The sequence below is a fragment of the Pedococcus sp. genome (assembly GCF_036554925.1).
Taxonomy (GTDB): domain Bacteria; phylum Actinomycetota; class Actinomycetes; order Actinomycetales; family Dermatophilaceae; genus Pedococcus_A.
In genome coordinates this window covers 1-11,703 of sequence record NZ_DATBMI010000152.1, presented here as the reverse complement: position 1 = coordinate 11,703, position 11,703 = coordinate 1, and the positions used below count along the sequence as shown (strand labels likewise).

The window sequence follows — 11,703 nt, the reverse complement described above, 5'->3', positions numbered from 1 at the left end:
CCCGGCTGGACGCTGATCGCGTACTTCTGGAGCGGGCTGCCGCCGTCGGCTGGTGCCGTCCAGGACACGATGACCGCCCCGGCGGCCGACTTGGCCGTCACGCCGGTCGGAGCGTCCGGCACGGTGGCTGTGCCCGAGTCGACGCCTGGGATGACGGGGTTGCTGAACACGCTGGCCACCGACTCCCCGGCACCGTTGAGCGCGTACACCTTGAACTTGTGCTCGACACCGTTGACGAGGTTGTCGAAGACCCAGCTCGTCGCAGACCCCGGCGCGGTCTCGGTGTAGTCGGTGCCGCGGCCGGTGATGCGGTAGCTCGTGATCGGGCTGCCGCCGTCGGAGGCCGGGGGAGTCCAGCTGACCGTCGCCGACCGGTCGCCGGCGACGGCCGTGACGTTGGTCGGCGCGTCGGGCGGCACGGCTGCCGGCCCGCCACCCAGGACCACGGCGTTGCTCGCGTCACTCGGCAGCGAGGACCCCACGTCGTTGATCGCCTTGACCACGAAGGTGTGCGAGATGCCGCCGCCGAGGCTGCTGACCGTCGCCGTCGTGGTGTCCCTGCCCGTCTCCACCTCGATGCCGCTGGGCTGTGCGGTGACCCGGTAACCCGTGATGAACGCGCCCCCGTCGGTGGCCGGCGGGGTCCACGACACGGTCGCCGTGCCGGGGGCCGCCAGGTCGGCCGCGGCCACGACACCCGTCGGCTTGCCGGGCACGGTCGAGAGCGTGCTGCCGATCATGACCGTGTTGCTGGGAGCGCTGACCGTCCCGTTGCCGTCGATGTTGTCCGCGCGGACGGTGAAGGTGTACGGAACGCCGTTGGCCAGGCCGCTGACGGTGACGCTGGTGGCGCTGGCCGGGACGTTCTTGGCGGCCGCGTTGCCCGGCTGGGCGGCGACCCGGTAGCTGACGATGGGGCCGGGCGGCGGCGTCCAGCTCACCAGCGCGCCGTGCGGCGTGATCGTCGCCGTGACCCCCGTCGGGGCACCCGGCGGCAGCGCGAGGAAGGCTGAAGGGGTCGCCCCCGCGACCCCCTGCGCGACCGCCTGCGACGGGGCAGCCGCCAAGGCGCTGCCAGCGAGCGCGAGCGCGAGACCACCCCCCACCGCTCGCCGGCGCCAGGCCGACAGCCTGCCGGCCCACCCCCTGCCATGCCACCGCTTCTGGCTCCCACCCATGTCCTAACTCCCCTCGTGCGCGACGCCGACTGCGCCCTCATACGGATTGCACCCCCTGCGGCGCAGGGGCACACGAGGCGCGTGCGGTAGCGCCCGCTCCACCAAATGCACGAACGCCCATGGCCCGGCCGGGCCAGGCACGGGCTACCGTGACGCGCATGACCGTTGCCACGCTTCCCGGCCAGGACTGGGTCGACGACGTCGGGCCGGTGCCCGGGCTCGAGCTGCTCCCCTGGGACATGGACGGCCTCCCGCCTCGCGCCGACGAGGTGCGGGTGGTGGTGCCTCCCTACATGGGTGCGGCGGGGCGCATCCCGGCCCTGCGGCATACGAGCGGGGTCGAGCTGGTGCAGCTGCTCAGCGCGGGCTTCGACGACGTGCTCCGCCAGCTCCCGACCGGCGTCAGCCTGGCCAACGCCGGTGGAGTGCACGACGCCTCCACGGCCGAGCTGGCCGTCGCCCTGACCCTCGCTGCGCTGCGCGACCTGCAGGACTTCGCCGCGGCACAACGGAACCGGCGCTGGCTGCCGCTGGAGTTCCACACCTCCCTGGCCGACCGCCGCGTCATGCTGCTCGGTTACGGTTCCATCGGTCGCGCCATCGCCGCGCGGCTGACCCCCTTCGAGGTTCGCCTCACGGCCGTGGCCAGCCGCGCCCGCCGGGGAGACGGGCTCGTGCCGTCGGTGCACGGGATCGACGAGCTGCCGATGCTTCTGCCCGACCACGACGTGGTCATCGTGGTCGTGCCGCTCACCGAGGACACCACCCGCCTGGTCGACGCGGCCTTCCTCGCCGCGATGCCCGACGGCGCCCTGCTCGTCAACGTCGCGCGGGGCCCGGTCGTCGACACCGAGGCGCTGCTCCGCGAGACGTCGAGCGGCCGGCTCCGCGCGGCGCTCGACGTGACGGACCCGGAGCCGCTGCCCCCGGAGCACGACCTGTGGGCCAGCCCGGGGGTGCTCATCACGCCCCACGTCGGTGGGGCGACCACCGCCTTCCGGCCGCGGGCCGTGCGCCTCCTGCGCGAACAGCTCGGGGCGTATGCCGCGGGGCGGCCGCTGCTGAACATCGTCCACCCGCGCTGAGGCCCGGGCGGCACCACGTGGGGGTGTCGGTGTCGTCCTTCGGTGCCATGCTGACGGGATGACCCAGACCATCGTCGGCATCGGCACCCGCAAGGGACTCTGGCTCGCCCGCAGCGCAGACCGCGCGACGTGGGAGCTCGACGGTCCCCACTTCCTCATGAGCGAGGTCCTCTCGCTGCTGTTCGACACCCGGGCTGGCCGGAGACGGCTGGTCGTCGGGTTCCGCTCGAGCCACTGGGGTCCCTCGCTGCAGCACAGCGACGACCTCGGCGCGACCTGGGTCGAGCACCCCGAGGGCTCCATCCGCTTCCCCGAGGAGACCGACACCGCCCTGAAGGCCACGTGGCAGCTCGTCGCGGACCCGCACGACGACAACGTCACCTGGGCCGGCTCCGAGCCGCAGGGCCTGTGGCGCAGCGACGACGCGGGTGCCACGTTCACCCTCAACCGCGGCCTCTGGGACCACCCGCACCGGCCGGAGTGGGGGGAGGGCGCCGGCGGCGGCGCCATCCACACGGTGCTGCCCAGCCCGGAGAGCCCCGAGTCGATGCTGGTCGCGATGAGCACGGGAGGCGTCTACAACACCCGCGACGGCGGGAAGACCTGGGCGCCGGGCAACACGGGCATCCATGCCTACTTCTGGCCGCACAACGAGTGGCCCGAGTTCGGCCAGTGCGTGCACAAGGTCGCTCGGGACGCCGCCAACCCGTCGCGTCTCTACGCCCAGAACCACCGCGGCGTGTACCGCTCGGACGACGAGGGCGTCACCTGGCTGTCCATCGAGGAGGGTCTCCCCACCAACTTCGGCATGACCGTGGTGGTGCACCCGAGGCGGGGAGACACCCTCTGGCTCGTGCCCATCTCCTCCGACTACGAGCGCATCCCCCCGGGCGGGCAGCTGCAGGTGCAGCGCTCCGACGACGCGGGTGCGACCTGGCGCACCCTCAGCAAGGGGCTGCCCTCGAGCAGCTACACCAACGTGCTGCGCGACGCCGCCTGCACGGACACCGACGACGAGCCAGGTCTCTACGTCGGCACCCGCAACGGCGAGGTCTACGCGAGCACCGACGGAGGGGAGTCCTTCTCCCTCCTGGCCTCGCAGCTGCCCGACGTCTACTGCGTGCGGGCGCTGACGCTGCCATGACGGCGCGGGTGGTGATCCCGGGGGTGCTGCGCGACCTCGCGGCCGGCGCGAGCGAGCTCCCCGTTCCGCTCGAGGAGGAGGCGTCACTCGGCGACGTCCTGGACGAGGCGTTCGGCCCGTGGCCGGTGCTCGCCACCCGGGTGCGTGACGAGCGCGGCGAGATCCGCCGCCACGTCAACGTCTTCGTCGACGGGGAGGACGTGAAGCGCGCGCAGGGTGTGCTCACGCCCGTGCGCCCCGGGTCGACGGTGCACGTGATCAACGCGGTCTCGGGCGGCTGACGCGACACCTCCACGCTGCCGGCAGCGGCCGCCGCGTGGTTGGCAGCACTGGCCGCCGGGGGGCATGCTCAGAGCATGACCCTCGCCGGCGATGACAAGGTGCTCATGCTCTTCCGCCACGCCAAGGCGGAGCACGTCCCCGGCAAGTCCGACGTCGAGCGCGAGCTCACGCCCCGGGGCCGCCGGGACGCCGAGGCGGCAGGCGCGTGGCTCCACGAGCAGGGCCTGGGGGCCGAGCTCGTGCTCTGCTCCTCCGCGGTCCGGACCCGCCAGACCTGGCAGCACGCCGAGGCCGGGGGAGCCTGCGGCGAGGAGGTCGACTTCCTCCAGCGGCTCTACGCCGGTGGGGTGGACGGGGTGCTCCAGTCGATCCGCGAGGACAGCCGTGACGCCCAGGTGCTCCTCGTCGTGGGCCACAACCCGTCGATGGCGGCCCTGGCGAGCGTCCTCTCCGAGGGCGACGGGTCGCGCGACGCGCACGAGGTCCTCGCCGCCGGCTTCCCGACCTCGACCGTGGCCGTGCTGCGCTACAGCGGCAAGTGGGGGGACCTCGCGCCGGGGACGGCCGCCCTCGAGCGGTGCCACGTCAGCCGCGGCTGAGTCCCACCGCGACCAGGGGCCGAGACTGCCGTCCCATGGGGTGGTCTGCCGGTCCTAGACTCCGGCCATGGCGACCACGGACCCCCGGACAGCAGACGGCGTCGACATCAAACCCCGCAGCCGCGACGTCACCGACGGCCTGGAGAGGACCGCCGCCCGCGGGATGCTGAGGGCTGTCGGGCTCGGCGACGAGGACTTCGCCAAGCCGCAGATCGGCGTGGCGAGCTCGTGGAACGAGATCACCCCGTGCAACCTCTCGCTCGACCGCCTGGCCAAGGCCGTCAAGGACGGCGTCCACGCCGGCGGCGGCTACCCGCTCGAGTTCGGCACCATCTCGGTGAGCGACGGCATCTCGATGGGTCACGAGGGGATGCACTTCTCCCTCGTCAGCCGCGAGATCATCGCCGACTCGGTCGAGACCGTCATGAACGCTGAGCGGCTCGACGGCTCGGTGCTCCTCGCCGGGTGCGACAAGTCCCTTCCGGGGATGCTCATGGCCGCCGCCCGCCTCGACCTCGCCAGCGTGTTCCTGTATGCCGGGTCGATCCTCCCGGGGATCGCGAAGCTCTCCGACGGGTCCGAGCGCACCGTCACGATCATCGACGCCTTCGAGGCGGTGGGCGCGTGCGCGGCCGGCCGGATGAGCCGTGAGGACGTCGACGCGATCGAGCGGGCGATCTGCCCCGGCGAGGGCGCCTGCGGCGGGATGTACACCGCGAACACGATGGCCTCGGTCGCGGAGGCCATCGGCATGTCGCTGCCCGGGTCGGCCGCGCCGCCGGCGACCGACCGCCGTCGCGACGGCTTCGCGCGGCGCTCGGGGGAGGCCGTCGTCGGCCTGCTCCGGCGCGGCATCACCGCGCGCGACATCATGACCAAGGAGGCCTTCGAGAACGCCATCGCCGTGGTGATGGCGTTCGGCGGGTCGACCAACGCGGTCCTTCACCTGCTGGCGATCGCCCACGAGGCCGAGGTCGACCTCACCCTCGACGACTTCACCCGGATCGGCGCCCGCGTGCCGCACCTCGCCGACGTCAAGCCGTTCGGCCAGTTCGTCATGACCGACATCGACCGCGTCGGCGGTGTGCCGGTGGTCATGAAGGCGCTGCTCGAGGCCGGACTGCTGGACGGCGACTGCCTGACCGTCACGGGGCGGACGGTCGCCGAGAACCTCGCCGACATCGCACCGCCCGACGTTGACGGCAAGGTCGTCCGCGCCCTCGGCGAGCCGATCCACAAGACCGGCGGCATCACCATCCTCAAGGGCACGCTCGCACCCGAGGGGGCCGTCGTGAAGTCGGCGGGCTTCGACGAGAGCGTCTTCGAGGGCACGGCGCGGGTCTTCGACGGGGAGCGCGCGGCGATGGACGCCGTCGAGGCCGGCGGCCTGTCCAAGGGCGATGTGGTCGTGATCCGCTACGAGGGCCCCAAGGGCGGGCCGGGCATGCGCGAGATGCTCGCGGTCACGGGTGCCATCAAGGGTGCGGGCCTGGGCAAGGACGTCCTCCTCCTGACCGATGGGCGTTTCTCGGGCGGCACGACCGGCCTGTGCGTGGGCCACGTCGCGCCGGAGGCCGTCGACGGCGGCCCGATCGCCTTCGTGCGCGACGGCGACCGGATCACCCTGGACGTCGCCAGCGGCCGGCTCGACGTCCACGTCGACGAGGCCGAGCTGGCCCGCCGGGCCGAGGGCTTCGAGCCCCCGGCGTCCAGGTACACCAAGGGCGTCCTGGCGAAGTACCGGCGCCTCGTGGGCAGTGCCAGCGGGGGAGCGGTCTGCAGCTGACGCCCGGGTCGGAGAGGGGGCCGGTCAGCCGAACGTGAACCTCGTGGCGTCCCGGTAGAGCGCGGTCCACGCCAGGACCACGCGGGGGCACACCCGCCACACGCCGGCCTGGTAGGCCGACTTGGGCGGGGCGTAGCCGTACTTGTCCTTGGAGGCGCAGGCCAGGTCGTGCGCCTCCAGCGCCGTGGGGGTGTGCCGCTCGGCCCGCCCCTCGAGGATCGTCGCCGCCTCCGCCTGCTCGAGGTGGATGGAGACGGCGGGGTGTCGCGCCAGGTTGCGCTCGTGGATCGCGTCCGGGTCTCCGCTGAACACCAGCCGGCCACCGACCCAGAGCCCGTCGACGGGCACCGCGTGCGGGCGGCCGTCGGGTCGCACCGTGGCGAGCCAGTAGTGGGCGGCCTCGCTCAGCCGGGTCTCCACGTCGGACCAGCCCAGCAGCACGCTCGGCGACCCGTAGGCCGCCGGCAGGCGGAGCGTCTCGGCCGCGGGCTCCATGGCGCGAGTGTGCCCGCGCATCGGAGCCCGCGGCAATGGGCGTGCGGCCAGCGGTGCCACCACGCGGAGTCCGCGGCAGAGGGCGTGGGGCCCGCGGCGCCACTTCGCGGACCGGGCGTGACCGGGTGATGGACACCACATCCCGCATTGCGAGACTCCCTGTCTCGCCCGTTGACACCTCCGTGAGCAGGCGGGAGAGTTCACGTGTGGCACGAATTCTCGTACTTCCCTAGCGCGCAGGCCCTGCACCCGCAGAGCCAGCGCGCTGCCCTCCGTCGTCCGGCCCCGGACTGGAGGGTTTTTTTGTGGCCAGACACCAGCATCCAGGTCCCATCGGAAAGCGAACGGTGACGAAGTGAGCGACACCAAGCCGGCAGCCCCCTCCCCGGCCCAGCTGGCGCAGCAGGCCCGGGCCAAGACCCCGGTCGAGGTCACCGGAGCGCAGAGCCTCGTGCTCGCCCTCGAGTCGGTCGGGGTCGACACCGTCTTCGGCATCCCCGGCGGGGCGATCCTCCCGGCCTACGACCCGCTGCTCGACTCGGTCAAGGTGCGGCACATCCTGGTGCGCCACGAGCAGGGCGCCGGTCACGCCGCCGAGGGCTACGCCAGCGCGACCGGCAAGGTCGGCGTCTGCATGGCGACGTCCGGCCCGGGCGCGACCAACCTCGTGACCCCGATCGCCGACGCCCACATGGACTCCGTCCCGATGGTGGCCATCACCGGCCAGGTCAGCTCCGCGGCCATCGGCACCGACGCCTTCCAGGAAGCTGACATCCGCGGCATCACCATGCCGATCACCAAGCACAACTACCTGGTGACCAACGCCGACGACATCCCGCGGGTCGTCGCGGAGGCGTTCCACATCGCCGCGACCGGCCGGCCCGGCCCGGTGCTGGTCGACATCAGCAAGGACGCGCTCCAGGCCCGCACGACGTTCTCCTGGCCGCCGCGGTTCGAGCTTCCCGGATACCGCCCGGTCGCCCGACCCCACAGCAAGCAGATCCGCGAGGCGGCCCGCCTGATCGCCGAGGCGAAGCGCCCGGTCCTCTACGTCGGCGGCGGCGTCATCCGCTCGCGCTCCTCCGACGAGCTCCGCCGGTTCGTCGAGCTGACCCAGATCCCCGTGGTGACCACGCTGATGGCACGGGGTGCCGTCCCCGACAGCCACCCGCTGCACCTCGGCATGCCCGGCATGCACGGCTCGGTGGCGGCCGTCACGGCCCTCCAGAAGGCCGACCTGCTGGTCACCCTCGGGGCGCGGTTCGACGACCGGGTCACCGGTCAGCTGTCGACCTTCGCGCCGAACGCCAAGGTCATCCACGCCGACGTGGACCCCGCCGAGATCTCCAAGAACCGGGTCGCGGACGTCCCGATCGTGGGCGACTGCAAGGAGGTCATCGCCGACCTCGTCGAGGCGGTGGCGGCCGACCAGCGGGCGGGGCGCTCGGGGGACTACGACGCCTGGCGCCAGGAGACTGCGGCCTGGAAGTCCACGTACCCACTCGGCTACAGCACGCCCGACGACACGAGCGCCGTCGCGCCGCAGCACGTCATCGAGCGGCTCGGCGCGATCAGCGGTCCGGAGTCGGTCTTCGTCGCGGGGGTCGGCCAGCACCAGATGTGGGCTGCCCAGTTCGTGCAGTACGAGCGGCCCAACTCCTGGGTCAACTCCGGCGGCCTCGGGACCATGGGCTTCGCGGTGCCGGCGGCGATGGGCGCCAAGGTCGCCGAGCCCGGCCGGACCGTGTGGGCCATCGACGGCGACGGGTGCTTCCAGATGACGAACCAGGAGCTCGCGACCTGCGTCATCAACGACATCCCGATCAAGGTCGCCGTCATCAACAACTCCAGCCTGGGCATGGTCCGGCAGTGGCAGTCGCTCTTCTACAACGAGCGCTACTCCAACACCGACCTGCACACGTCGGTCGGCCGCCGGGTCCCGGACTTCGTGCGGCTCGCCGAGGCGTACGGCTGCGTCGGCCTGCGCTGCGAGCGGCCGGGGGACGTCGACGCGACGATCCAGAAGGCGATGGAGATCAACGACGTCCCCGTCGTGGTCGACTTCGTCGTCCACCGCGACGCCATGGTCTGGCCGATGGTGCCGGCGGGCGTGAGCAACGACGACATCCAGATCGCGCGGAACATGACGCCGACGTGGGAGAGGGAGGACGCATGAGCAAGCACACCCTGTCGGTGCTCGTCGAGAACAAGCCCGGTGTGCTGGCGCGCATCGCCGCGCTGTTCTCCCGTCGGGGGTTCAACATCGACTCCCTCGCCGTGGGGCCGACGGAGCACCCGGAGATCTCCCGCATGACGGTGGTCGTCGACGTCGAGGCGCTGCCGCTGGAGCAGGTGACCAAGCAGCTCAACAAGCTGGTCGAGGTGCTCAAGGTCGTCGAGCTCGACTCGAGCGCGTCCGTCCAGCGGGAGATCCTGCTCGTCAAGGTCCGCACCGACCAGCAGAGCCGCAGCCACGTGCTGGAGACGGTCCAGCTCTTCCGGGCCAAGGTGGTCGACGTCGCGAGCGACGCGCTGACCATCGAGGTCACCGGCAACCGCGACAAGCTCGCGGCCTTCCTCGAGGTCCTCGAGCCCTTCGGCATCAAGGAGCTCGTGCAGTCGGGGATGGTCGCCATCGGACGCGGCTCCCGGTCCATCACCGACCGCGCACTCCGCAGCGCCTGAGCCGGCGGGGCCCACCCCCTGAACCACCCACCTCCTGAACCACCCACCCCCAGAACCGCCCACCACCACCGCAGACGAACCGAACCGAAGGAGTGGCCGACGTGGCCGAGATGTTCTACGACGACGATGCAGACCTGAGCGTGATCCAGGGCAAGAAGGTGGCCGTCATCGGCTACGGCAGCCAGGGCCACGCCCACGCGCTCAACCTGCGCGACTCCGGCGTCGACGTCCGGGTCGGCCTGGCGGAGGGCAGCACCAGCCGGGCCAAGGCCGAGGCCGAGGGCCTGACCGTGACGACGGTGGCCGACGCCGTGAAGGAGGCCGACCTCGTGGTCATCCTCACGCCCGACCAGGTGCAGAGGACCGTCTACGCGGAGCACATCCAGCCGAACCTCAAGCCGGGCGCCGCGCTGCTCTTCGGGCACGGCTTCAACATCCGCTTCGGCTACATCAAGCCCGAGGCCGGCTCCGACGTCCTCATGGTCGCCCCCAAGGGGCCCGGCCACCTCGTGCGCCGCGAGTACGTCGACGGGCGCGGGGTCCCGGTGCTCCTCGCCGTCGAGCAGGACGCCTCGGGCCAGGCCTGGGACGTCGCCAAGTCCTACGCCAAGGCCATCGGCGGCCTGCGCGCCGGCGGTATCAGGACGACCTTCACAGAGGAGACCGAGACCGACCTCTTCGGCGAGCAGTCCGTCCTCTGCGGCGGCGCGAGCCAGCTGGTCCAGTACGGCTTCGAGACCCTCGTCGAGGCCGGCTACCAGCCCGAGGTGGCGTACTTCGAGTGCCTTCACGAGCTCAAGCTCATCGTCGACCTCATGGTCGAGGGCGGCATCGCCAAGCAGCGCTGGTCCGTCTCCGACACGGCCGAGTACGGCGACTACGTGTCCGGCCCGCGTGTCATCGACCCGCGCGTGAAGGAGAACATGAAGGCGGTTCTCGAGGACATCCGCAACGGCGCCTTCGCCCGACGCTTCATCGAGGACCAGGACGCCGGCGCGCCGGAGTTCAAGGCCCTGCGCGAGAAGGGCGCCCAGCACCCGATCGAGGCGACCGGCAAGGACCTGCGCAAGCTGATGTCCTGGATCAAGGAGACCGACGCCGACTACACCGAGGGCTCGGCCGCGCGCTGACCCACACGACCCACACCGCCGTGTGCCGGTGGGACCCGCGCGCGGCGGCCCACCGGCACACGGCGTCTGGGGGCGCGCCTAGGGTGGGCCGCATGACGGCGGGCGCAGGGGCGGTGGTGCGGTGACCGAGTCCTGGCCGTATGCCGCGGCCTTCGCCTTCTTCTTCGCCCTGGCCCTGGCGCGCTCGACGGCGACGTACTGGGCCGGGCGCGGCCTGCGTGCCGGCGGGGAGCGGACGCGCTGGGCACGCCACCTCGACCGGCCGGCTGTCGTGCGTGCCGAGCGGTTCGTGCGCCGGGTCGGCGCCCCGGCCGTGACGCTGTCCTTCCTCACGGTCGGCGTGCAGACGGCGGTGATCGCGGCGGCGGGAGCGCTGCGGATGCCCCTGGCGCGGTTCCTGCCGGCGGCAGTCGTCGGCGCCCTGGTCTGGGCGGCGCTCTACACGACGGTGGGGTTCGCGGTCGTCGAGGCCCGGGTGGCCGGGTCGGCGGGGCCGTGGCTGGTCCTCGTGGTGGCCCTGGCCGCGCTCGTGTGGGCCGTCACGGCCGTCATCCGTCGGCGCGCGGGCACCGGCGCCGACACCCCCGCCGAGGACGCTGCGGACGATCCAGCCGCCTAGTGCTTCCGGGGCGGGTTGGGCTGCGCCGACAGCCACTCCGCGAAGGACAGCCCGCCCGTCTCGACGTCCGGGCCCGGGAGGTTGGTGCGGGCCGAGAAGGCCCGCAGGGTCCCCCCGAGCGGCGGGACCCTGACCACCCGCGGCGGCTCCTGGCCCGCATGGGCACGCAGGGCGGTGGCGACCTCCGCCATCGTCAGGAGCTGTGGCCCCGCGAGGTCGGTGGTGCGGCGCGGCGCGTCCGGGGCCGCTCCCGTCACGAGGTCGGCCAGCCGCTGCGCGACCCAACGGGTCTCGACCGGCTGGACCGCCATCTCGCCGAGGGAGAGGGCCAGCGGCCCGAGGGTCAGTGAGCGGCCGATGAGGGCGGCCAGGGAGTGGAACTGCGTGGCGCGCACGACCGTGGCCGGCAGCCCGCTCTGGGCGATGATCCGCTCGGCCGCCGTCTTGGCCCGGTAGTACGGGTACGGGTTGCGGTCGCACCCCACGATCGAGATGGCCACCAGGTGGGGCGGATCCTGCCGGCCGGCGAGGGCCTGGGCCAGCTTCCGCGTGCCCTCGACGTCGACAGCCCTGGCGCGGAAGGGGTTCGTCGCGCAGTGCACGACCGCGTCGACGTCCCGCACCGCAGCCGCGAGGCCCTCCCCGGTGGCGAGGTCGACGCCCGAGCGCCGGCTGGCCGGCGACGCCTGGTGCCCGCGAC

At 72.7% G+C, this 11,703-nt stretch carries 12 protein-coding genes; 9 read left to right on the top strand and 3 right to left on the bottom strand.

Features of this window, described 5'->3' with window-relative positions; genetic code table 11:
- On the bottom strand, nucleotides 1–1,178 hold a 1,178-nt coding region (locus tag VIB11_RS12405), incomplete at its 3' end, for a fibronectin type III domain-containing protein (RefSeq protein ID WP_332031541.1).
- A gap of 158 nt (nucleotides 1,179–1,336) precedes the next feature.
- On the opposite strand from VIB11_RS12405, the gene VIB11_RS12400 reads away from it, so the two are divergent.
- The 5 genes from VIB11_RS12400 to ilvD all read left to right on the top strand — a co-directional run bounded on the left by VIB11_RS12400 (nucleotide 1,337) and on the right by ilvD (nucleotide 6,074).
- Complete coding sequence (locus tag VIB11_RS12400; protein WP_332031540.1) at nucleotides 1,337–2,263, top strand: 2-hydroxyacid dehydrogenase; 927 nt, start codon at nucleotides 1,337–1,339, stop codon at nucleotides 2,261–2,263.
- A 58-nt stretch (nucleotides 2,264–2,321) separates the two neighbouring features.
- On the top strand, nucleotides 2,322–3,407 hold the full coding sequence (locus tag VIB11_RS12395) for an exo-alpha-sialidase (protein WP_332031539.1): 1,086 nt from the start codon (nucleotides 2,322–2,324) through the stop codon (nucleotides 3,405–3,407).
- On the top strand, nucleotides 3,404–3,688 hold the full coding sequence (locus VIB11_RS12390) for a MoaD/ThiS family protein (RefSeq protein ID WP_332031538.1): 285 nt from the start codon (nucleotides 3,404–3,406) through the stop codon (nucleotides 3,686–3,688). Before VIB11_RS12395 ends, VIB11_RS12390 begins: the two co-directional genes overlap by 4 nt.
- 75 nt (nucleotides 3,689–3,763) lie before the next feature.
- Nucleotides 3,764–4,288, top strand: a complete 525-nt coding sequence (locus VIB11_RS12385) for a histidine phosphatase family protein (RefSeq protein ID WP_332031537.1) — start codon at nucleotides 3,764–3,766, stop codon at nucleotides 4,286–4,288.
- Between the two features lie 67 nt (nucleotides 4,289–4,355).
- Nucleotides 4,356–6,074 (top strand): dihydroxy-acid dehydratase, encoded by a 1,719-nt coding sequence (ilvD, locus tag VIB11_RS12380; protein ID WP_332031536.1) that lies wholly within the window; start codon nucleotides 4,356–4,358, stop codon nucleotides 6,072–6,074.
- A 24-nt stretch (nucleotides 6,075–6,098) separates the two neighbouring features.
- Here ilvD and VIB11_RS12375 read toward each other — a convergent pair whose 3' ends face one another.
- Nucleotides 6,099–6,569: a pyridoxamine 5'-phosphate oxidase family protein gene (locus VIB11_RS12375; RefSeq protein ID WP_332031535.1), complete on the bottom strand. Its 471-nt coding sequence runs from the start codon at nucleotides 6,567–6,569 to the stop codon at nucleotides 6,099–6,101.
- Nucleotides 6,570–6,963: 394 nt separating this feature from the next.
- Between VIB11_RS12375 and VIB11_RS12370 the strand changes: the two genes are divergently transcribed.
- The 4 genes from VIB11_RS12370 (at nucleotide 6,964) to VIB11_RS12355 (ending at nucleotide 11,003) form a co-directional block, all read left to right on the top strand.
- Nucleotides 6,964–8,745 carry an acetolactate synthase large subunit gene (locus VIB11_RS12370; protein WP_414695824.1) on the top strand — a complete coding sequence of 594 codons (1,782 nt, stop codon included), beginning with the start codon at nucleotides 6,964–6,966 and terminating at the stop codon, nucleotides 8,743–8,745.
- Nucleotides 8,742–9,254: an acetolactate synthase small subunit gene (gene ilvN / locus VIB11_RS12365; RefSeq protein WP_332031533.1), complete on the top strand. Its 513-nt coding sequence runs from the start codon at nucleotides 8,742–8,744 to the stop codon at nucleotides 9,252–9,254. The genes VIB11_RS12370 and ilvN overlap by 4 nt, the downstream gene beginning before the upstream one ends.
- A gap of 101 nt (nucleotides 9,255–9,355) precedes the next feature.
- The gene (gene ilvC, locus VIB11_RS12360; protein ID WP_332031532.1) at nucleotides 9,356–10,384 is read left to right on the top strand and encodes a ketol-acid reductoisomerase; all 1,029 of its coding nucleotides are present in this window, start codon (nucleotides 9,356–9,358) and stop codon (nucleotides 10,382–10,384) included.
- A gap of 121 nt (nucleotides 10,385–10,505) precedes the next feature.
- Entirely contained in the window at nucleotides 10,506–11,003 is a 498-nt protein-coding gene (locus VIB11_RS12355; RefSeq protein ID WP_332031531.1) for a DedA family protein, read from the top strand.
- On the opposite strand, the gene VIB11_RS12350 is transcribed toward VIB11_RS12355, so the two are convergent.
- Nucleotides 11,000–11,703: SDR family oxidoreductase (locus tag VIB11_RS12350; protein WP_332031530.1), on the bottom strand; the 704-nt coding region annotated here is incomplete at its 5' end. The genes VIB11_RS12355 and VIB11_RS12350 overlap by 4 nt on opposite strands.

What these genes read in the sequence shown, in the direction of transcription:
- VIB11_RS12400 (WP_332031540.1), top strand. Translation starts at nt 1,337, where the DNA reads ATGACCGTTGCCACGCTTCCCGGCCAGGACTGGGTCGACGACGTCGGG.
- VIB11_RS12395 (WP_332031539.1), top strand. Translation starts at nt 2,322, where the DNA reads ATGACCCAGACCATCGTCGGCATCGGCACCCGCAAGGGACTCTGGCTC.
- VIB11_RS12390 (WP_332031538.1), top strand. Translation starts at nt 3,404, where the DNA reads ATGACGGCGCGGGTGGTGATCCCGGGGGTGCTGCGCGACCTCGCGGCC.
- VIB11_RS12385 (WP_332031537.1), top strand. Translation starts at nt 3,764, where the DNA reads ATGACCCTCGCCGGCGATGACAAGGTGCTCATGCTCTTCCGCCACGCC.
- ilvD (WP_332031536.1), top strand. Translation starts at nt 4,356, where the DNA reads ATGGCGACCACGGACCCCCGGACAGCAGACGGCGTCGACATCAAACCC.
- VIB11_RS12375 (WP_332031535.1), bottom strand. Translation starts at nt 6,569, where the DNA reads ATGGAGCCCGCGGCCGAGACGCTCCGCCTGCCGGCGGCCTACGGGTCG.
- ilvN (WP_332031533.1), top strand. Translation starts at nt 8,742, where the DNA reads ATGAGCAAGCACACCCTGTCGGTGCTCGTCGAGAACAAGCCCGGTGTG.